Origin of the sequence: Pelagibius litoralis, assembly GCF_011683915.1 — a bacterium.
Lineage (GTDB): Bacteria > Pseudomonadota > Alphaproteobacteria > Kiloniellales > Kiloniellaceae > Pelagibius > Pelagibius litoralis.
Genome location: NZ_JAAQPH010000023.1, coordinates 54,816 through 74,410 on the forward strand (window position 1 = coordinate 54,816; position 19,595 = coordinate 74,410).

At 65.4% G+C, this 19,595-nt stretch carries 18 protein-coding genes and 1 tRNA gene; 7 read left to right on the forward strand and 12 right to left on the reverse strand.

What is annotated here, in order from left to right; all coding sequences use genetic code 11:
- The first annotated feature begins 218 nt into the window (after nt 1–218).
- Complete coding sequence (locus tag HBA54_RS23365; protein ID WP_167229253.1) at nt 219–1,151, forward strand: TraB/GumN family protein; 933 nt, start codon at nt 219–221, stop codon at nt 1,149–1,151.
- Nucleotides 1,152–1,157: 6 nt separating this feature from the next.
- Here the strand turns inward: HBA54_RS23365 and HBA54_RS23370 are convergent, their stop codons facing one another.
- A complete protein-coding gene (locus HBA54_RS23370; protein WP_205944869.1) occupies nt 1,158–2,318 on the reverse strand; it encodes an Acg family FMN-binding oxidoreductase in 1,161 nt (386 codons plus the stop codon).
- A 214-nt stretch (nt 2,319–2,532) separates the two neighbouring features.
- On the opposite strand from HBA54_RS23370, the gene HBA54_RS23375 reads away from it, so the two are divergent.
- The 5 genes from HBA54_RS23375 (at nt 2,533) to HBA54_RS23395 (ending at nt 7,094) form a co-directional block, all read left to right on the forward strand.
- Entirely contained in the window at nt 2,533–3,711 is a 1,179-nt protein-coding gene (locus HBA54_RS23375; protein ID WP_167229255.1) for an aspartate aminotransferase family protein, read from the forward strand.
- Nucleotide 3,712: 1 nt separating this feature from the next.
- On the forward strand, nt 3,713–4,639 hold the full coding sequence (gene argF, locus HBA54_RS23380; protein WP_167229257.1) for an ornithine carbamoyltransferase: 927 nt from the start codon (nt 3,713–3,715) through the stop codon (nt 4,637–4,639).
- Entirely contained in the window at nt 4,624–5,562 is a 939-nt protein-coding gene (gene hslO, locus HBA54_RS23385; protein ID WP_322096102.1) for an Hsp33 family molecular chaperone HslO, read from the forward strand. The genes argF and hslO overlap by 16 nt, the downstream gene beginning before the upstream one ends.
- Before the next feature lie 65 nt (nt 5,563–5,627).
- Nucleotides 5,628–6,218, forward strand: coding sequence for a hypothetical protein (locus tag HBA54_RS23390; protein ID WP_167229259.1), 591 nt, complete (start codon nt 5,628–5,630; stop codon nt 6,216–6,218).
- Nucleotides 6,219–6,233: 15 nt separating this feature from the next.
- Nucleotides 6,234–7,094 carry a glutamate racemase gene (locus HBA54_RS23395; RefSeq protein WP_167229262.1) on the forward strand — a complete coding sequence of 287 codons (861 nt, stop codon included), beginning with the start codon at nt 6,234–6,236 and terminating at the stop codon, nt 7,092–7,094.
- Between the two features lie 16 nt (nt 7,095–7,110).
- On the opposite strand, the gene argE is transcribed toward HBA54_RS23395, so the two are convergent.
- The 10 genes from argE to HBA54_RS23445 form a co-directional block, all read right to left on the reverse strand.
- Nucleotides 7,111–8,268 (reverse strand): acetylornithine deacetylase, encoded by a 1,158-nt coding sequence (argE, locus tag HBA54_RS23400; protein WP_167229264.1) that lies wholly within the window; start codon nt 8,266–8,268, stop codon nt 7,111–7,113.
- A gap of 10 nt (nt 8,269–8,278) precedes the next feature.
- Nucleotides 8,279–9,724 carry a TrkH family potassium uptake protein gene (locus HBA54_RS23405; protein WP_205944870.1) on the reverse strand — a complete coding sequence of 482 codons (1,446 nt, stop codon included), beginning with the start codon at nt 9,722–9,724 and terminating at the stop codon, nt 8,279–8,281.
- 276 nt (nt 9,725–10,000) lie between these two features.
- On the reverse strand, nt 10,001–10,393 hold the full coding sequence (gene apaG / locus HBA54_RS23410) for a Co2+/Mg2+ efflux facilitator ApaG/CorD (RefSeq protein WP_167229266.1): 393 nt from the start codon (nt 10,391–10,393) through the stop codon (nt 10,001–10,003).
- A gap of 163 nt (nt 10,394–10,556) precedes the next feature.
- Nucleotides 10,557–11,426, reverse strand: coding sequence for an OmpA family protein (locus HBA54_RS23415; RefSeq protein ID WP_167229268.1), 870 nt, complete (start codon nt 11,424–11,426; stop codon nt 10,557–10,559).
- A 250-nt stretch (nt 11,427–11,676) separates the two neighbouring features.
- The gene (locus HBA54_RS23420) at nt 11,677–12,399 is read right to left on the reverse strand and encodes an ATP-binding cassette domain-containing protein (RefSeq protein WP_167229270.1); all 723 of its coding nucleotides are present in this window, start codon (nt 12,397–12,399) and stop codon (nt 11,677–11,679) included.
- Complete coding sequence (locus HBA54_RS23425; RefSeq protein ID WP_167229272.1) at nt 12,396–14,093, reverse strand: ABC transporter permease; 1,698 nt, start codon at nt 14,091–14,093, stop codon at nt 12,396–12,398. Before HBA54_RS23425 ends, HBA54_RS23420 begins: the two co-directional genes overlap by 4 nt.
- A gap of 40 nt (nt 14,094–14,133) precedes the next feature.
- A complete protein-coding gene (locus HBA54_RS23430; protein ID WP_167229274.1) occupies nt 14,134–15,351 on the reverse strand; it encodes an ABC transporter substrate-binding protein in 1,218 nt (405 codons plus the stop codon).
- A 236-nt stretch (nt 15,352–15,587) separates the two neighbouring features.
- Entirely contained in the window at nt 15,588–16,172 is a 585-nt protein-coding gene (locus tag HBA54_RS23435; protein ID WP_167229276.1) for a c-type cytochrome, read from the reverse strand.
- A gap of 116 nt (nt 16,173–16,288) precedes the next feature.
- Entirely contained in the window at nt 16,289–16,795 is a 507-nt protein-coding gene (locus HBA54_RS23440) for a hypothetical protein (RefSeq protein ID WP_167229278.1), read from the reverse strand.
- Nucleotides 16,796–16,877: 82 nt separating this feature from the next.
- Nucleotides 16,878–17,864, reverse strand: a complete 987-nt coding sequence (locus tag HBA54_RS23445) for a 2OG-Fe(II) oxygenase (protein WP_167229280.1) — start codon at nt 17,862–17,864, stop codon at nt 16,878–16,880.
- Between the two features lie 176 nt (nt 17,865–18,040).
- Between HBA54_RS23445 and HBA54_RS23450 the strand changes: the two genes are divergently transcribed.
- Nucleotides 18,041–18,114: transfer RNA gene (locus HBA54_RS23450), tRNA-Gly, on the forward strand.
- Nucleotides 18,115–18,269: 155 nt separating this feature from the next.
- On the opposite strand, the gene HBA54_RS23455 is transcribed toward HBA54_RS23450, so the two are convergent.
- Nucleotides 18,270–19,331: a serine hydrolase domain-containing protein gene (locus HBA54_RS23455; protein ID WP_205944871.1), complete on the reverse strand. Its 1,062-nt coding sequence runs from the start codon at nt 19,329–19,331 to the stop codon at nt 18,270–18,272.
- Nucleotides 19,332–19,595: the final 264 nt, after the last annotated feature.

Here is a 19,595-nt window from a genome sequence, read left to right on the forward strand (position 1 = left end):
TCCCGGCCACCCATTGGGATAATCGACCCATGGGATATTGGGGGTGGCCGCGAGGGGAGCGGACTGGAACCGCTTCGACGTAAGTCGAAAACGTTCCAGAGGCCCTAAACGGTTTGCCCGAATCTTAAGATTTCCGGCCCAGACTGGGTGTAACCGGCGGACGATCCCGGGGGATCGATCGCCGGGTTTGCGCATCGTCTGACAATCGGGAATCCGCCATGACTGGAAATCGACCGGTAAAGCCGCTTTGCACCACCTTCGGCGCGCCGTTCCTGGCACTTTTCGTGGTGTTCTGGTCGGGTCTGGCCGCCGCTTCCGACGACCATCCGGTCAGGCATGGCGAGGGCCGCCTCTGGCGGATCGAGCGTGCCGACGCGCCGCCAAGCCATGTCATGGGCACCATCCACGTCACCGATCCGCGGGTGCGTGATCTGCCGGCGCCGATCCGCAAAGCCTTTGAGTCCTCCGAGCAAGCCGCCTTTGAGCTGCTGTTCGATCCGGAGGAAAGCCAGGCCATCAGCCGGGCCCAGCAACTGCCGGCGCAAAAGCCGCTGGCCAAGCTGTTGGACCGGGAGACTTACGAGAAAGTCGTTTCCCTGGCGGCGCAGTATGGCATCGCGAAAAGAGATCTGGAGCGCATGCAGCCTTGGGCCCTGGCGCTGCTCTTTCAGACACCGCCGGAGGAAGCCAAAAGGCGCCTGGATGGCGACCTCATCCTGGACCGCTGGCTCATCCAGTGGGCTTACGACCTCGGCATGCAGGTCGTGGCCCTGGAGAAAGTCGAGGAGCAGGTCGCCGCTTTGGAGTCCGCCCAGTCCAGCGATCAGACCGCGATGCTGCGCGAGGTTCTGGCGCAGTTGGACGAAGATCCGGGGGCTCATGCCGCCCTGGTGGAACAGTATCTGGCCGGCAACATGGCGATGGCCTACCGACGGGTCGAAAAGATGGCGTGGGAGGATAGCGAACCCGGCACCCGCGCCTTCAAGGAGGCCTTCCTCGATCTGCGCAACCGCACCATGGTCGAGCGTATGTTGCCGTTACTGAAGCGCGGCAAGGCCTTCGTTGCCGTCGGGGCCCTGCATATGCCGGGCGACGAGGGCATTCTCCACCTCTTGGAACAGCAGGGCTACCGGGTAACGCGGCTCCACTGACGACTGTCAGGCGATCACGGCCTCCAACGGGCGGCGTAGCGATTTCGGCAGGCGCGGGCCGTAGCCGAAACGCACGACGAGGTTCGGCCGCCGACCGCCGATCCTGAGCAGTGTCTGCAGTTCGCCGCGCACAGCCGGAACCTCGACGGCTTGATTGACGAAGGCCTGCTTCAGTCCGTCCGCGGTTGCCTGCAGGGCGAAACGCTGATAAGCGCGGCCGGCATTGAACCAGCCTTCCCGGTCGTCGGTGCGCGCGACGAAAACGGCGACGCCGGCGGAGGAGCGGATCTGTGCGGCGTATTTGTCGTTCTCCGAATCCTTGTCGAAAAACAGGTCGAACAAAGGCGCCCCGATCCAGCGCGGCAATTCCGGATTGCCTGAGGTCGCGCTGTAAATACCGTCTCCTGCGGCAAGGGCGTGGCCGGGATTGAAGCGGATCCAGTGCTTCAGTTCGGCCAGGAAGGCCGGGTCATCCATCTGGCGGCTGTTGCCTTCGATGACCAGGGCCAGGATGTCCTCTCGGCTTTTGTCATCGGTAAGCAGGATCGTCTCCACCGCGTATCTTTTCGCCGCAAGGGGGAGCCGATCCAGTATCGCGCCCGGTACCGCTTTGCCGTCATAGGCGGCGCGGCTGCACTGCCGGGCCGGTATCGCCGCGAAGAGGCCTGTCTCTTCGCGCGGCGCTGGCGAGAGGTCGACCGAGATATGGCCTTGTCCAATGCTCTCGAAGATGACGTCGCCGGCCATGCCCCTGGCTTTTGCCGCGATGGCCAGGTTTTCCGCAGCGCAGCCCAGGCTGGCGAAGAGATGATGGTCGTCCGGGTCGACGACCGGGGTGCGCCGTGTGAAGTCCGGCAGGATGTCGATACCCCGTTCCTGCAAACGGAATGTCCAGGGCTGGGTGTTGTGGCCATTTGCGGCCAGGGTGGCATAGCGGACCAGTTCGCGAAAATCCGGATTGACCGGCAAGGGCCGTGTCATCTCCGCCACCGCCGCCTGGTAGGCCGTGGGATCATAGGAGCAGCCGCCGAGCAAAAGCGCTGCACCGCCAAGGGCGGAACTGCCGATGAACCGGCGCCGGTCAAGCATGCCTTCCCGCTTCGCCTCCTTCTGTCTGCGCGATGGAGACTGCGGTGTCCGGGCGCCAGCGGCCATGATCTCGGTCAAGCAGGCCTGGCTTCCAGGCGGCGCGGGCCTGGCGATCCGGTTGACAGGGGGCCGCATTCTGCCAATAGTGTCGCCCCTTCAGCCTTTGGTGAAAGCCGCACAGGCTTTGAAAAGGCTTGAATACTCGCCCAAAGCCAAGTGATTCTAAGGTTTGACCCCTCTGGGCCGGACCGGGCGAAAGCTGTTGGTGGCCCTGAATTTAGGAGTTTGGTCCGTGAGTGACGCTTTGATGCCGACCTATGCGCGCGCCGACCTCGCTTTCGAGCGCGGCGAAGGCCCCTATCTCTACACGGCCGACGGGCGACGATTCCTGGATTTTGCCGCCGGCATCGCGGTCAATGCGCTGGGCCACAGCCATCCCCATCTGGTGCAGGCATTGCAGGAGCAGGCGGCCAAGCTGTGGCATGTCTCGAACCTCTACACCATTCCGGAAGGCCAGCGCCTGGCCGAGCGCCTGACGGCGAACAGCTTCGCCGAGCGGATATTCTTCTGCAATTCCGGCGCCGAGGCGGTGGAGGGCGCGTTGAAGATCGCCCGCCGCTATCACTTCGCCGCCGGTCATCCGGAAAAGACGCGGGTGATCTCCTGCGCCGGCGCGTTCCACGGCCGCACCCTGACGACCCTTTCGGCGGCGGGAAACCCCAAGTATCTCGACGGCTTCGGGCCGGTCAGCGAGGGTTTCGATTCCGTGCCTTTCGGCAACATGAACGAGCTGCGCAACGCCATCACGCCGGAAACGGCGGCGATCCTGGTGGAACCGATCCAGGGCGAGGGCGGCGTGCGCCCGGCCGATCTGGACTACCTGCGCGCCCTGCGGGCGGTCTGCGACGAATACGACCTGCTGCTGATCTTCGATGAGATCCAATGCGGCATGGGCCGGACCGGCAAGCTCTTCGCGCATCAATGGGCCGGCATGGCGCCCGATGTCATGGCGCTGGCCAAGGGCCTGGGCAGCGGCTTTCCGATCGGCGCCATACTGGCAACGGAAAAGGCCGCCGAGGCGATGCAGCCCGGCACCCACGGCAGCACCTTCGGGGGGAACCCGCTGGCCATGGCGGTCGCCAATGCGGTGCTGGATGTGATGCTGGAGGAAGGCTTCCTGCCGGAGGTCGACCGCATCGCCCGTCTGTTGTGGCAGGAACTGAACGATCTGGTGAAGCGCTACCCCCATGTCCTCGCCGGCGTGCGGGGCGCCGGCCTGATGCTGGGCCTGCAGTGCGTCGTGCCCAATACCGAGGTGATCGCCAAGCTGCGCGAAGAGGGCCTGCTGACAGTCGGTGCGGCGGAGAACGTCATCCGCCTCCTGCCGCCGCTGATCATCGACGAGACCCAGGTGAAAGAGGCGGTTCAGGCCATCGACCGGGCCTGTGCCAGTTGGGCCGAGGCGGCTTGATATGACATCGCAAACCGGAAACCAGCCGAAGCATTTCCTCGACCTCGACCGGCTCGATACCGCCGAGCTGCGCCTGATGCTCGATGCCGCCGGGCGCATGAAGCGCGGCGAAGCGGCGAACGGTGAAGCCAAGCTTCTGGCCGGCAAGACCCTGGCGATGATCTTCGAGAAGCCCTCGACCCGCACCCGGGTTTCCTTCGAGGTGGCGGCCAATCAGCTGGGCGGCCAGGCCGTGGTGCTGGAGCCGAGCGGCACCCAGCTCGGCCGCGGCGAGACCGTTGCCGATACCGCCCGTGTGCTGTCGCGTTATGTCGATGCCATCATGATCCGTACCACCAAGGAAGAAATCCTTCTGGAGATGGCGGACTACGCCACGGTGCCGGTGATCAACGGGCTGACCGACGTGACCCATCCCTGTCAGTTGATGGCCGATGTGCTGACCTTCGAGGAACACCTCGGCCGGATCGACGGCAAGGTGGTGACCTGGTGCGGCGACGGCAACAACATGGCGGTGTCCTGGATCCACGCCGCGGTGCGATTCAACTTCGAACTGCGCCTGGCCTGCCCCGAGCCGCTGCGTCCGCCCCAGGCGGTGCTGGACTGGGCCGCCGCCGAGGGCGGCAAGATCGTCGTTTCCCCCGATGTCGACAGCCTGGTGAAGGATGTCGATGCGGTGGTCACCGATACCTGGGTTTCCATGGGCGACGATGACGGCGAGAGCCGCCACAACCTGCTGCGGTCCTATCAGGTGGACGAGCACGTCATGGCGCTGGCCAAGCCGAATGCGATCTTCCTGCACTGCCTGCCGGCCCATCGCGGCGACGAGGTGACGGCGGCGGTCATCGACGGGCCCCAGTCGGTGGTCTGGGACGAAGCGGAAAACCGTCTTCATGCCCAAAAAGGTATCCTGGCGTGGTGTCTCACCTGATGCCGGAAGGCGACAGAACAGGCCGGCGTCTCGAAGCCGACCAAGTCCAGCCCTTTCTGCTCGAATCCTCCGACATCCGGGGGCGGCTTCTGAGGCTGGAGCGGGTCAGCAGCGAGATCCTGCGGCGCCACGATTATCCCGATCCCGTGGCGCAACTGCTGGCCGAGATGCTGGCGCTCTGCGGCGGGCTCTCCGCGATGCTGAAGTACGAGGGCATCTTCACCCTGCAGGCCAGCGGTGATGGCCCGATCAGGGTCATGGTCGTGGATGTGACGTCCGAGGGGGCCATGCGGGGTTATGCCGGTTTTGACCGGGAGAGGTTGGCGCAGGCCGTGACCGATGCCGGGGGCGACAGGCCGACGGTGCCGGCCCTGTTCGGCAAGGGCTCTCTGGCCTTCACCGTGGATCAGGGCGACTACAGCGATCGCTATCAGGGGATCGTGGCCTTGGACGGCGACACTCTGGCGGACTGCCTGCAGCACTACTTTATGCAATCGGAACAACTGCAGAGCGGGATCGTGCTGGCGGCGGGGCGGCGTGGCGACGGCTGGGTGTCGGCGGCACTGGTGCTGCAGCGCCTGCCGGAGGAGAGCGTCGGCGAGATCGATGATGAAGACGACTGGCGCCGGGCCATGGTGCTGCAGGCAAGCTGCCGGCCGGACGAACTGCTCGACGACGGCCTGCCGCTGAACGACCTGCTCTATCGCCTGTTTCACGAAGAGGGGGTCCGGGTCTTCGAGCCGCGCCCGCTGGTGGAGGCCTGCCGCTGTTCCGGGGAGCGGCTGGAAGCGGTTCTGGGCGCCATGCCGCGCCCGGAGATCGAAGAACTGAAGATCGACGGTGCGGTTGAGGTCACCTGTGAGTTCTGCACCCGGGTCTATCGCTTCGACGAAGACGACCTGGAGCGCATCTACGCGCCTTGATCCTGCCCAATTCTCTCACTATGCCTGTCGTTTCGCTGTCATTGATCATTCAAGGAATGCCCGGTATGCGCGCCTTGGTCAGGCCTTTCTTCGCCTTTGCAATCCTGGGCGGCCTTTTGGCTGCCTGCAGCTTCGATGAACCGCAAAACCGCTTTGCGGATATCACCTACGGCCATCTTCCCGAAATCGGGCTCGATGTCGGCGATGTTCGCATCGAACAGGCCTATGTGACGCCGGGCAAGGCCCCCAACGTGGAGCACCGTTTTCCGGTAAAGCCGAACGACGCGGCGGTGCGCTGGGCGCAGGACCGCCTGGAGGCCGAAGGCGACCGCTTGGTGTTCCGTTACATCGTGCGCGAAGCCTCGGCCGTCGAGACGCCCCTGCCGACCGAAAGCGGCGTTACCGGCCTGCTGACCACCGATCAGTCGGAGCGCTATGAGGCCCGTATCGTCGTTGATATGGAGATCCTCGACGGACGCCAGGTTCAAGCCACGGCCAGGGCCGAGGCGCGGCGCTCCATCACCGTGCCGGAGGACATTACGCTGAAAGAGCGCGAGCAGATCTGGTACAAATTGACCGAGAACGCCATGAACGACCTCAACACACAGCTTGAGGACACCATCCGCAGTGCTTTTTTCCCCTACATCGTTCTGTAGCGGAGCGCCGGGCGCATGATCGGAGTCTTCGACTCCGGTCACGGCGGCCTCACCGTGCTGCATGCCCTGACCCAGCGCATGCCGGCGGCGTCTTTCACTTATTTCGGCGACCATGGCAACGCGCCCTATGGCCCGCGGCCGGAAGGGGAGATCTACACGCTGACCCTGGCCGCGGTTGAGCGCCTCTTCGCCGAGGGTTGCAGCCTGGTGCTGATTGCCTGCAATACCGCCTCCGCCGTCGCTCTGCGCAGGCTGCAGCAGGACTGGCTGCCCGATGCGGCGCCGGAGCGCCGGGTGCTCGGTGTTTTCGTACCCATGGTCGAGGCGCTCAGCGCGGTTTCCTGGCGCGACGGTGCGCCGGGGCCCAAGCGGGTGCCGGAGGACGGCATGGTTGCCGTCTTCGCCACCCAGCGCACCATTCATTCCGGGGCCTATCCCTTCGAGGTCGGCCTGCGCGCGCCGCGGATGCGGGTGGTCAGTCAGGCCTGCCCCAATCTCGTCGCTGCCATAGAGGCGGATGAACCGGAAGATGTGCTGCACGACTTGGTCACCGGCTATGTCGCGGCAATGCTGAAGCAGACGGAGGGCCGTGTGCCTGAGGCGGCGGTGCTCGGCTGTACGCATTATCCCCTGGTGGCGCACCTCTTCGCGGCGGTCCTGCCGTCTTCCGTACAGTTGCTAGACCAGCCGACCATTGTCGCCGACAGCCTGGCCGACTACCTGACCCGCCATCCGCGATTCGCAGTTGAGTCGGGGCAGACCGGCGCGCGGCGCTTCCTCACCTCGGGCGATCCGGCGCGGGTGGCCGCTTTCGCCAGCCGCTTCTTCGGGTCCGAGGTTACCTTCCAGGCGGTGGGCGAACTGAACCTGCTTTAATTCAGGCCTGCTTCAGTCAGGCTGCGGCCCAGTCGCGCAGTTTCAGCATGAAGGCCTCGCAGGCCGCGACCTGTTCCAGGGCGATGTACTCGTTGGCCTGGTGGGCCTGGTCGATGGAGCCCGGCCCGAAGACAACGGTCGAGAGGCCGGCTGCCTGAAACAGACCTCCCTCGGTTCCGAAGGAAACGACGCCGCTGTCGTTGGCGCCGGTGAGGCGGCGAACCAGGGTCTCCGCCGCGCCGTCGCGTTCGGGGGAGAGGGGCAGAACGGTTGCCGGGCGCAGCGTTTCGATGCTGGCCTCGGGCGCGAACTCGCGCAGTTTCGGCAGAACCTCGTCGCGGGCGAAACGGTCGACCTCGGCGATGATGGCCTCGGTGTCCTCGCCCGGAACGGGCCGGAACTCCCAGGTGAAGCGACAGTCCTGCGCCACGATGTTGACTGCCTTGCCGCCGTTGACCTCACCCAGGTTGAAGGTTGTGTAGGGCGGGTTGAAGGGGTTGTTCGGATCGGCGGCCGCGCGCTTGGCCTCGGCGAGGCCTGCGATATGGGCGATGATCTTCCCGGCCGCCATGATGGCGTTGGCGCCGAGCTGCGGCAGGCTGGAATGGGCCGCCTGTCCCTTGATGCGGGTTTCGAAGAGAAAGCAGCCCTTGTGGCCGTTGACGATCTGCATGGAGGTCGGCTCGCCGACGATGACCAGCGCCGGTTCTGGCAGATGCTGGGTCAGGTCGTCGATCAGGGCGGGAACGCCGGTACAGCCGACCTCTTCGTCGTAGGAAAAGGCCAGGTGGATCGGCCGCTTCAAGGGGCGGGCGTTGAACTCGGGCACCAGCCCCATGGCAATGGCCAGGAAGCTTTTCATGTCGGCGGTGCCCCGGCCATAGAGATAGCCGCCGTCTTCGAAGAGGGTGAAGGGATCGCGGTCCCAGGGCTGCCCCTCGACCGGCACGACATCGCTGTGCCCCGACAGTACCACGCCGCCGGGAACACCCGGGCCCAGGCTGGCCAGAAGATTGGCCTTGCTGCCGTCGGCGTTGCTGCTGCGGCGGCAGCGCGCACCCTGGCTCTCCAGATAGTCCTGCGCAAAATCGATCAACGCCGTGTTCGACTTGGCGGAGACGGTATCGAAGCCGACGAGGCGGGCGATCATGTCGCGAGAGGATTGGCGGATCATCGCTCTTATTCTATCCGCGCCAGAATGAGGGAGCCAGCAGGATCAGAACCGTAAAGAGCTCGAGGCGCCCCAGCAGCATGCCGACGGACAGCAGCAGCTTGGCGCTGTCCGGCAGGGTTGCGTAGGTGCCGGACGGGCCGATGACGTCACCCAGGCCGGGGCCGACATTGGCGATGGCCGAGGCCGCGCCGGATACCGCGGTGACGAAGTCCAGCCCGGTCAGACCGAGCCCGATGGTCAGCAGGGCGAAACAGACGGCAAAGAGAAAGAAAAACGACATCACCGAAGAGGCAACGGCTTCGGGAATCGGTTTCTTGTTGTAGTAGGGAAAGAACACGCCGTTGGGCTGCATCAGCCGCTGAAGCTGAGCCCGGGCGGTGGAATGGAGCACCTGCAGGCGGAAGATCTTGATCCCGCAGGTGGTCGAGCCGGCGCAGCCGCCGACGAACATCAAGACGAACATGATGGAGAGCACGAAACTGCCCCAGGCATTGTAGTCGGCGGTGGAAAAGCCGCTGCCGGTCATCACCGATATCACGTTGAAGGTGGCGTAGCGCAGGGCGTCCAGCGGCCCCATCAACGATGTTGCCACCAGCCAGAGCGCGACCAGGACGATGGCGGCGCCCAGGATGCAGAAGAACCAGCGGACCTGGGCGTCGGCGAAGACCGGGCGCAGGTCGCCGCGGATCACCCGCAGGTACAGCACGAAGGGGATCGAGCCCAGCACCATCACGAAGCTCATGGTCCAATCGACCGCCGGGTTGGCGAAATGTCCGACCGAGGCGTCGTAGGTCGAGAAGCCGCCCGTTGCGATGGAGGTCATGGCATGGGCGACGGCATCGAAGGTGTTCATGCCCACCGACCAGAACAGGATCGCCGCCACCGCTGTCAGGAAAACGTAGATAATCGAAATGCCGCCGGCGATCTGCGCGGCCCGGGGCAACACCTTGTCGGTATCGAAGGCCTCGACCCGAAACATCTGCATGCCGCCGACCTGAAGGACCGGCAGGATGGCGACGGCCATGACGATGATACCGACGCCGCCCAGCCATTGCAGGATGGCGCGCCACAGCAGAATGCCGGGCGGGGCGAAGTCCAGGCCGACGATCACCGTGGCGCCGGTGGTGGTGACGCCGGACATGGATTCGAAGAAGGCGTCGGTGAAGCTCAGCTCCAGCTCGGAGAAGGTGAAGGGCAGGGCACCGAAGACCGCGATGACGAACCATGCCAGATTGGTCATGACGAAGGCCTGGCGCAGCGAGAAGTTGCCGAGGCGCGAGCGTGTCGTCAGCATCATCGAGACCCCGGTGAACAGGGTGACGGCCGCGGCCTTGGAGAACACCAGCCAGTCCGGGTGGCCGACGGCGGCGTCGACGATAGCCGGAATGATCATGGCGATCGCCAGGACGGTGATCAGGATCCCGATGATAAAGAAGACCGGGCGCAGTTCGATCATCGTTGCCGTCCGTGCGCTGCGATCGCCGTGCCGGTTTGGGTTGCGCCCGCAGGCCGTCGCCCAATCCTGTTGGTCGGCTGTTTCATGCGTCGCCGCTGCCGGGATCTAGTCGGCTGCATTGCTGCGGAAGGGGCCGAGCCTGCGGGTGATGCGTCGCCCGGCTGGCTGCTGGCCGGTAGCAAACGGCTGACTACTGTGGCTTTCGCTCACGCGCTTAGATTCCCCCTCTTCGGCAAGCGGCCCGGCCCCACAACCGCCGATGCCCTGCAGCATGCTTTAGTTGAGTTGCACGGGCTGATGGGGGCTGTCCAGCGAAAAGGCCGGAATCTCAACGTCGAAGCGGCGCCCGTCGGCGCTTTCCATTTCGTAGCTGCCGACCATGATGCCGGACGGTGTCGTCAGGGGCGTGCCGCTGGTGTACTCGAAGCTTTCTCCGGGCTCCAGGGTCGGTTGCTCGCCGACCACACCGGCGCCGCGGACTTCCTGCATACGGCCCATGGAATCCGTGATCCGCCAGTGGCGGTTCAGCAGTTGAACGGTCTCGAAGCCGGCATTCTCAATGGTGACCTGATAGGCCCAGACATAATGCCCGTCGGTGGGTGAGGACTGTTCGTCCAAGTAGATCGGCTTGACCGTCACGTTTATGGATTGGGTGGTCGCGCTGTACATGATCCTGAGGGTTCCTTTTCGGCCGGATACAGAGGCTGGAGCAAGCTCCCCGCTCTCCCCCGGCAATATCTGATCTTCCCCCAGCTTACGCCCTGATCGGCAGACAAGAAAGGGCCGGAGCCCCATAACGATGGCTCCGGCCCATTTCAGCTTCATGTCATTGTTATTGTGGGTTTATTTCCACACGTCGGTTGGCCTGCTCCTGCACCCCGTCGGCGGTCGGAACGGCCGGTTCCGCCTCGCCGCGCCCGGCCACGAACAGACCGTCGGGATCGGCGCCTTTGCCGGTCAGGGCATCGCGGACCGCGTTGGCGCGGCGCAGCGACAGTTCCAGATTGTAATCTTCCGAGCCGGCCCGGTCGGCGTGGCCGGTCACGGAGAATTCGCTGAAGCCTGAAGAGCCCGATGCGGCAATGGCTTCATCGATCACGGCAGCACCGGCCGGGGTGATCTGGTCGCTGTCGAAATCGAAGAACAGGACAAAGGACTGCGGCGCAACAGCGGGCGGCGGTGCCGGCGCTGGGGCGGGTGCGGGCGCCGGGGCGGCGGCCATCATGCCTTCCAGGCGCTCCAGCGCCGCGTAGAACTCCTCGCGGCAGCGCGCGATATGGTCCAGCTGATGCCCTTCTTCCTGCTGTTCGACCCAGCAGTCGAAGCGGGACTGGGCGATGGCCGCATCTTCCGGCGCCTTGGTTCTGGCACTGGCATCCAGCAGTGTCACGAGCCGCGATCGGGCGGTCGAGAACTCGTCGACCATGGAATCCGGCAGATGCCATTCGTTGACGACCTCGGGCTGAACCTCACTGCCTTCGGCGGCCAGCAGGCCTTTTCTTGCGTAGAGGTCGGCCGATTCCCAGTCGACCATCTCGTCGGCCTCAAAAACCGTCAGGTCCTTGTATTCGCTGGCGAGCGCCTGGGTGAAGGGTGAGCCTGTACCCTCCGCCTCACGCATCTCGTCGACGTTGTACCCGGCAACGCAGCCGCTGAGCAGAGCGGCGGCGGCCAATGAGGCTAGTATTTTCGGTAACATCATTTCCGAACATCTCCCGTTGAATGAAAGCCGACCTTGGAAATCATTTTGGTAGGTTGAACAGTTTTGGGTTGTGCTTTCTTTGGATTTTTCACGCACAGATAGGAGGTTCGCCTACAATCGAATAGGCGGCAGCCTCCGCCCAAAGGGGGCGAGTCAAAGGTAAGACGGTCGATATGAGAAATTATTCCGACGCGATGCCAAAGGCTTAGGCAAGTACCCGTCGTCGGGTGCCGTTTAAGTCGAAAAGACTCTAGGAATGATGCGGGCCGCTTTGGCTGAGCCGCGGGGTCTTGGTGGCAAGCATCCGGCCGGCGGCATCTATTTCCAGAACCGGCCCGCCTGCGTCGGTGGCATCCTGGGGGTCGTGGGTGACCAAGAGGGTCGGCAGAGCCTGGGCCCGGGCGTGATCGAAGACGAAACTGCGGAACCTGGCCCTGAGGGCGACATCCAGTTTGGCGAAGGGCTCGTCGAGCAGCAGGGCGCAGGGCTCCGACAGCAGGGTGCGCAGCAGGGCGACGCGTGCCCGCTGGCCGCCCGAGAGGGTGACCGGATCGCGGTCGTAAAATTCGGCCATGTCGGCCTCGGCCAGCGCCTCCTCGATACGGGCGCGCCTGGTTTTGCGGTCGCGCATCTCCGGCGGCAGGCCGAAGGCCAGGTTGCCGGCGACTGAGAGGTGGGGAAACAGCAGGTCGTCCTGAAACAGGATGCCGATGCGGCGTTCTTCCGGCGGGCGGTCGCCGATTTCCGCGCCGTTCAGGAGAAGCCGGCCGGCTCCCGTGAGGGCCGGATCCAGGGTGCCGCAGACAAAGGCCAGCAGGCTGGATTTACCGCAACCGCTGGGTCCCATCACGGTGACGACCTCGCCGGGCGCAACCGTCAGGCTGAGGGGGCCGAGAAATCGCTGCCCGCCGTGCGCCAGCTCCACCTGACGCAGGGCGAGGCCATAGTCCTTGGCGACCGAAACCACGGTCATGCCCTTTGCTCCCGCAGGACACGGCGGCGCGCCAGGTGCTTGGGCAGGGCCAAGGCGGCGGCAAAGGCGGCAAGCGGCAGGGCTGCCTGCAGGAACGCGAAAACGCCCATAACGCGGCGGTCTCCTCCGGCGGAAAGGCTGACGGCCTCGGTTGTCAGGGTGACGAAGCGGCCACCCCCGGCAAAGAGGGTCGGCAGGTATTGTGTCACGCTGACGGCGAAACCGACAGCCGTGGCAAACAGGATCGGGCGCAGCAGCATGGGCAGCTTCACCCGCCAGAACACCCGGTTGGGGTTTGCCCCCAGACAGAGCGCCGTGCGGCTGTAGCGTTCGTCCAACGCGCGGTAGGGGTCGGCCAGAGACAGAAACACATAGGGAAGTACGAAAAGCAGATGGCTCCAGACCAGCGCGATCCAGGTTCCGTCGATTCCGATCTGAATGGAGAGCACCTGACTGCCGAAGAGAAAGGCGACCTGTGGCACCAGAAGCGGCGCATAGAGCAGCCAAAGCGCCCGGGTCGATGTCGAAAGGCCCCGGCGCTGCTCGTTCTCAAGACAGCCGAGCACCAGGGCCAGGGCGATGAAGGCGGCGGCGAGGCCGCTGATCAGCGTGGTACCCGTCGTCCAGATCAGGTCGTGACCCTGCCGCGCCCAGACATCGGTGGTAAGGGCTGACGGCAGGGCATCGGGATAGCGCCAGCGCCGCGTGACCGACCAGATGGCCATGGCCAGGAGGCCGGCCGCGGCCAGGGCGACCAGCAGCTGGATTGCGGTGGCGATCAGCAGATGCAGGACGCGGCCCTTGCCGCCGCGCCGGCCGCCGGCGATCCAGATGCGGCCCAGCCGTGCGGCGATGATTTCGGCGAGCCGCCAGAGGCCGATGGCGGCGACGACGACCAGCAACTGCAGAACCGCGCCCGCCGCAGCGACAAAGCGCATGGTCAGGTCCGGGTCGTTGAACCAGCGCAACACCTGCACCGCCAGCGGCGGCGGCGAGAGCGGCGCCAGGATCAGCGCCATGTCGACCACCGACAGCGAATAGGCGAGGACGGCATAGATCGGCAGGCGGATCTGGCGGTAGATCGCCGGCAGCACGGTTTTCATCCAGGCCATGACCGGCCCGTAGCCGAGCGAACGGGCGATGGCCAGGCGCTCGTCGGCGCGGCTGTGCTCCAGCGCCGCCAGGGTCATCAGCAGCAGGAAGGGCAGCTCCTTCATGATCAGCCCCAGGGTCAGCGCCAGGCCGTTGGGGTCCTGCAGCGTTGCCACATCCGGCGGCAGGTCCCAGCCGGTCGCCCAGGGCGAGACCAGGCGCACCAGCCATCCGCTGGGGGCGATCAGAAAGGCCAGCCCCAGGGCCATGGCCGCATGGGGGACCGCCAGCAGCGGCGCCATCAGCCCGCGGATCGCCAGAATCATCCGGCTGCCGTGGCAGGCGGCCAGAAAGAAGATGGTGAGGAGGAAGGAGACCAGCGTCGCCAGGAGGCCGGAAAGCAGAGTCAGCCTCAAAGACTCGCCCAGGCCCGGATGATTGAGCAGCACGGCCCAGGGCGCCAGCGTGAAGGCATGCCCCTCCAGCGCCGGGAAGTAGCCGAAGGCCGGCAGCCAGGTGCCGATCAGCCCGGCGGCCACCGGTGCCAGGAACAGCAGCAGCGTCAAGCCCGGCAGATAGGCCAGAAGATCGCGTCTTGTCATTGTCGGCTGCTTGCCTGTGTCTGTCGTCGCGCCGCTTCGGTTAGCGCGCGTAGCGGCGCTGCCACTCCGCCTCGATGCGGGTCATCCACGACGGATGCGGTTCCAACAGCGTGGGGCCCAGGTCTTCCGGTGCCAGAGTCGCCAGGCCGCTGGGAAGATTGTCGAACAGGGCCCGGCCGGCGTCATCCAGCTTGGCCATGGCCAGCACGGTATCGTCGCCCCAGACATCGGGATTCTGTTTCCGGGCCTGGGCCTCTGCGCCCATCAGAAAGTTCGCCACCACCAGCGCGCCCTCGGTAGCGTTGGCGTTGAAGGGGATGGCGACGAAGTGGGTGTTGCCGATGGTGCCGCGGTCCAGCACGAAGGTGCGCGCGGTTTCGGGCAGCAGTGCGTTGGCGATCGCCGATGACGCTTCTGAAGGGTAGAACGACAGGGCGATGTCGACCTCGCCGTCGTCCAGCAACTGGCGCTGGGCCGGGCCGCTGGCGGGAAAGATCTTGCCGCCGCGCCAGAGGTGCGGATGAAGGGCGTCGAGAAACTCCCACAGCGGCCGGGCGACCTGTTCCACCTGGGCGTCGTCGGCCACCGGCTGTTGCAGGAACGCGGCGTCGGGGGCGAGTTCGGTCAGCACCTGTTTCAGGAAAGTGGTGCCGATGAAGTCGGGCGGTGTCGGATAGGTGAAGCGGCCGGGCCTGGCTTTCGCCCAATCGAGCAGTGCCGGGATCGAGCCGGGGGTTTCGGCGACCCGGGCGGAATCGTAGATGAAGTTCAGTTTGGCCATGCCCCAGGGCGCTTCCAGCCCGTCGGCGGCAACCGTAAAGTCCACCAGGGTGGAGGGTTTGTCTTCGAAATCCACGAGCTGGAAGTTCGGCAATGCCTCGGTGAAGGGGCCGTAGAGCAGGCTGTTTTCCTTCATGGTGGCGAAGTTCTCGCCATTGATCCAGATGAGGTCGATGGAGCCGCCGTCGGTCTTGCCGCCGGCCCGTTCCGCCAGCACCCGCGAAACCGCGTCGGCGGTATCGGCCAGTTTCACGTGGCGGACCATGATGCCGTAGTCGTCCCAGACGCGCTCGCCCACCCAGGCGATATAGGCATTGATGCGCTCGTCGCCGCCCCAGGCGTTCCAGTAGACCGTCTGGCCTTTGCCGGCGGCGACGATTTCGTTCCAGGGCCGGTCTTCTGCGGCCTGGGCGCTCAGGCCCAGGGCGGCGGTCAGGCAGGCAGCCAAAAGCGGCAGAAGCGCGATACGGCGGCGCATGGATGTCATCTCCCAGTTCTACATAGATAATAGCGGCCGAAACGGCGACTCTCCGGCCGGTCGGCTGCCCCCGCCATGGCCAAGCGATCCGGATCGGATCCCTTAGTTCCATAGCTTAGATGGGGCAGCCTACAGGCGCACCTGGGCCCTGTCATCCGTCAGGGGTTCCTGATCACAGGGCTTTTATTGGATGACGGTCACTCGTGAAGGGTTACGCCCGGGTTCAGGGGGCGGGGTCAGCCGTCGTTTTCAACCGGGAAGCCGGCGCGCATATAGGTGACGATGCGCCAGATGTCGGCCTCGCGCAGGCGGTCCTGATAGGCCGGCATGGCGGTGCCGAAGGGTTTACCGCCCTCGGCGACCGACCACAGCAGGTATTCGTCGATGGCGCCCTGCTTGTCCATCAAACTGCCGAGCAGCGCCGGCGAGGGCAGCAGGTCGAGCCCGGCATCGCCGTCGCCGCGGCCGTAGCGGCCGTGGCAGGCTGCACAGTTGGCGGCGTAGAGCTGCGCGCCCTCCTCAATCGTCCCCGGCGTGTTGGGAAAGGGGTTGCGCCGGCTGCGGTACTCCAGCGGTACGCCGGCCTGGATGAATTCCAGGTGGCGCTTGGCGCGGGCCTCCAGCGGCGGTGGGCTTTTCTGCAGGTCCCAGGCCGGCAGTTCCTCGATCTCCACGGCCCAGGGGTCGAGACCCGGCCGCGGTTCCAGGGCATCGTCGCTGCTGCTTTGAGCCACCGGCCCCGCCGGGGCGGCGAGCATCGCCAGCATTGCGCAGGCTGCGGCGCCCGCCGCGATGGCTGCCTTGGTCGTGGTGTAGGACATGGCCGGGGTCTCCTCGAAAGGTTGCTCCAGCCAAGCTTGATGCCTGCGTTGGTCCGTCACCATGACCCAGGTCAAGAGGGATGGGTCAAGAGGGATGGGTCAAGTTGGATGCGGGCTTAGCGCTCCATGTTCTGCCGGTGTTGCGTCAGCATCTCGACGACAACAGGCACCTCTTTCTCGGTAAGCCGGCCGTGGTCGCGCAGAAAGTCGGCAATCTCGCGTTCGCTGTAGCGTCCGCGCAGTATGTCGTCTTTTACGATCAACTGAAGCCGGGCCAGTTCCCGCGCCCGGTCGTGGCAGATGCGGCATTTGCGTTGGAACAGCGCGCCGCGCTGCAGGATCGCGCCCAGCTGTTCGACGATCGTGTCGATCTCCGCCGGTTCCAGCTTGCCGTGTCCGGCCTCGAGGAAGCCGCGCAGGTCGCGCCCGCTCTCACGGCCCAGAAGACGGCCGTCTTCCTCCAGCAGGCTCTCCTGCGCGAAATCCCCGGCATGCGGGGTGTGGCAGCCGGCGCAGCGTTGTTCGTAGATCCGATGCGGGTCGTCGCTCTGCGCCGCCGTGCCGGTTGTTGAGAACAGGATCGCGGCAAGACAGAGGCCGGCCAGGTTCAGCATCCTCGGCATGATCGCTCCGCTTGTTGTGTCAGGCCAGCATAGCCCGCCCGGCAGGGCGCGCCTTGATCCCGGTCAAGCGATGCAGAGATTGCTACTGCGCGTCGTGGAAGATGATGCCGGCGGTGAAGCGCTGGCCGGAACGGATGCGGCTGACGCCGTGGCGCAGCTTCACCCTGTAGGCGCCGCGCGTGCCCTGGCGCGGGCGTTCGTTGACGGCGAAGATCGCGGCTTCGCCCTGGCGCAGCGGCACCACCTCGGCGCGGGACTGCATGCGCGGGCGCTGCTCGGTCAGCACGAACTCGCCGCCGGTGAAATCCCCGCCCTTTTCTCTCGGGCCGGGTTCGCTGAGCAGGATCACCATCTGCAAGGGCAGCACCTCGGGGCCGTAAAGATCCTGGTGCAGGCAGTTGTAGTCGCCGGGGCCGTAGCGCAGCAGCAGCGGCGTCGGCCGCCTCTGGCCGGCCGCGTGGCAATGCTTCAGGTAGGCCCGGTGGCTGTCGGGAAAGAAAGGGTCCTGCCCCAGCATCGCGCGCCAGCGGTTGGCGGTCCGCGCCGCCTCGGGGTAGACCGCCGCGCGGAGGTCGCCGATCAGGTCCGGCAGGGGGTAGGCGAAGTACTTGTACTCGCCGCTGCCGAAGCCGTGGCGCTGCATCACGACCCGGCTGCGGAAGCGGTGATCCTCCTCATAGAACGACCGCAGGTCGCTGCACTCCGTCGGCGACAGCAGAGGCCCCAACAGGCCGATGCCGCCCTCGTCCAGTTCGGCGTCGATGCGCGGCCAGTCCAGCGCCGCGATCCTGCCGGCGATGCCGTCTTTCGCCGTCGCCACCACCACCGCGTCGGGCCGGCAGCGCTTGCAGGTGCGAAAGCCCGCCGCTTCCGCCGCCGCGTTGTCGGCGAAGAAGCGGACGTTCCCGCGTTTCGCCGGTCCGGAGGGGCAGCTCGGCCGGCAGTAGATGCCGGTGGTCTTCACCGCATAGACGAAGCGCCCGTCCATGGCGGGGTCGCGGCGCAGCACCGCCGCCCATCGCGCCTCGTCGAGGGAACTATCAACCTCGAGAATCGCTGTATCAGCCATGATTTTCTCCTCCATACAGGCTCTCTTGATAGCCTGCGGAGCTCCTGGCTTTACATCCGATTCTTGCGCTTTTCCGGGGGTGGGGGCCGTTATCATGGCGGCTTGCCTTAACGCCCCAGAAATCCTAACTTCCCACCTGAAAGCAGGCCTTCCCTGGTTCCTTGGGTCGGCCCCAGGCGGGTATGATGTAATGGTAGCCTGTCAGCTTCCCAAGCTGAACGCGCGAGTTCGATTCTCGCTACCCGCTCCAACTTTCCCCCACGGCTTATTGGTTGTTTTTTTGGTCATCCCGGACTTGATCCGGGATCCATCGCTTCGTTCGCAAGATCTCATCCGGAAAACACCGGATCGTCGGCACCATGGACCCCGGATCACGTCCGGGGTGACGATTGGTGTGGTTGCGCGCTAGGGTTCTCTGATCGAGGGGAAGAGAATTTCGGTCATGATGCGGACCGAGATTTTCCAGGCGTCGCGCTGATTGTAGTCGCCGGCCAGCACGACCAGCACCAGGTCGAGGTCGGGAATGACGACGAGACGCTGGCCGCCGTTGCCGAAGCCGGCGATCCAGTTGCGCCCGTCCCGGCTGCCCTTACCCAGCCACCACTGATAGCCGTAGAAGAGGCTGTCCTCTGAGGGCACATGGTGGATGAAGGAGTCCCTCAGCCAGTCTTCCGGCACGACCTGGCGGTCCCCCCAGCGGCCCTGGTTCAGGACCATCTGGCCGATGCGCGCGAGGTCGCGGGCGGTAAGGCGCAGGCCGGAGGCGGCGGCGGCCTCGCCGTTCAAGCCCGGCGTCCAGGAACTCCGGGTGATGCCGAGAGGCGCAAAGAGTTTCTCCCGGGCGACGTCGATAAGGGGCTTGCCGCTGCCTCGGGAAATCAGATGGGCGAGCAGGGCCGTGCTGCCGCCGCTGTAGGTCCACTTTGTGCCGGGCTCGGCGATGATGGGCCGCTCCAGGATGTAGCGGTAGCGGTCGTCCGCCATCTCCATGGCGATCTCGCTGTTGCGCGGGTCGCTGTAAGGCAGGGACTCGTCCCAGGCCAGGCCCAGGGTCATGGTGAGCGCGTGCTTCACCATGATCCGGCGCCGCGCGTCGTCGGCGGCCAGATCGGGATAGTCGAAGAGATCGACCAGTGGCGTGTCGAGCGGCGGGACTTTGCCTTCAGCCAGGGCGATGCCGTAGAGCAGGCTGACCACGCTTTTGGAGACCGAGCGCAGGTCGTGCAGCGTCTTAGGGCCGAAGACGACGGGGCCAAGGGGCGTGCCCCAAACCTCGTCCTCACCCTCGAAGTAGCGTTCCAGCACCAGCTTGCCGCCGCGTATGACGACGACGCCGTGCAGGTTGGACAACGCGCCCGCGGCATAGCTGCGGTCCAGCAGGTCGCCGGTTTCGGCGGCGAAGCCGGCCTCGGTCAGAGAGGATAGCGGCCATTCGGCCGCCGAAGCGGCATGACCCGATGGTAACAAGATCAAGCTCCCCCAGATCAAGTTTCCCAGCAGCAGGCAGGACCGGAGACGGCGGCAAAGCATACTTCTGCCCCTTGCGGACATGTGGATGTCGATCTTGCAAGGTGCCGTCTTCGTTATTGCGAGGCCAGTGGTTTCGAAGGGAATAAACCGATTTCGCCGCCGTTGTCGTCTCACAATCCCGCCGCCGGCAGCGGGGCTGCTAAAGATCGTGGCGATGCGGGCGATTGGGGTCTATACTGCACTGCAACAATCTCTAGCTCG

Excerpts from the sequence above, each read along its gene's own strand:
- HBA54_RS23365 (WP_167229253.1), top strand. The coding sequence starts at position 219 with ATGACTGGAAATCGACCGGTAAAGCCGCTTTGCACCACCTTCGGCGCG.
- argF (WP_167229257.1), top strand. The coding sequence starts at position 3,713 with ATGACATCGCAAACCGGAAACCAGCCGAAGCATTTCCTCGACCTCGAC.
- HBA54_RS23390 (WP_167229259.1), top strand. The coding sequence starts at position 5,628 with ATGCGCGCCTTGGTCAGGCCTTTCTTCGCCTTTGCAATCCTGGGCGGC.
- HBA54_RS23395 (WP_167229262.1), top strand. The coding sequence starts at position 6,234 with ATGATCGGAGTCTTCGACTCCGGTCACGGCGGCCTCACCGTGCTGCAT.
- argE (WP_167229264.1), bottom strand. The coding sequence starts at position 8,268 with ATGATCCGCCAATCCTCTCGCGACATGATCGCCCGCCTCGTCGGCTTC.
- HBA54_RS23405 (WP_205944870.1), bottom strand. The coding sequence starts at position 9,724 with ATGATCGAACTGCGCCCGGTCTTCTTTATCATCGGGATCCTGATCACC.
- apaG (WP_167229266.1), bottom strand. The coding sequence starts at position 10,393 with ATGTACAGCGCGACCACCCAATCCATAAACGTGACGGTCAAGCCGATC.
- HBA54_RS23415 (WP_167229268.1), bottom strand. The coding sequence starts at position 11,426 with ATGATGTTACCGAAAATACTAGCCTCATTGGCCGCCGCCGCTCTGCTC.
- HBA54_RS23420 (WP_167229270.1), bottom strand. The coding sequence starts at position 12,399 with ATGACCGTGGTTTCGGTCGCCAAGGACTATGGCCTCGCCCTGCGTCAG.
- HBA54_RS23425 (WP_167229272.1), bottom strand. The coding sequence starts at position 14,093 with ATGACAAGACGCGATCTTCTGGCCTATCTGCCGGGCTTGACGCTGCTG.
- HBA54_RS23430 (WP_167229274.1), bottom strand. The coding sequence starts at position 15,351 with ATGCGCCGCCGTATCGCGCTTCTGCCGCTTTTGGCTGCCTGCCTGACC.
- HBA54_RS23435 (WP_167229276.1), bottom strand. The coding sequence starts at position 16,172 with ATGTCCTACACCACGACCAAGGCAGCCATCGCGGCGGGCGCCGCAGCC.
- HBA54_RS23440 (WP_167229278.1), bottom strand. The coding sequence starts at position 16,795 with ATGCCGAGGATGCTGAACCTGGCCGGCCTCTGTCTTGCCGCGATCCTG.
- HBA54_RS23445 (WP_167229280.1), bottom strand. The coding sequence starts at position 17,864 with ATGGCTGATACAGCGATTCTCGAGGTTGATAGTTCCCTCGACGAGGCG.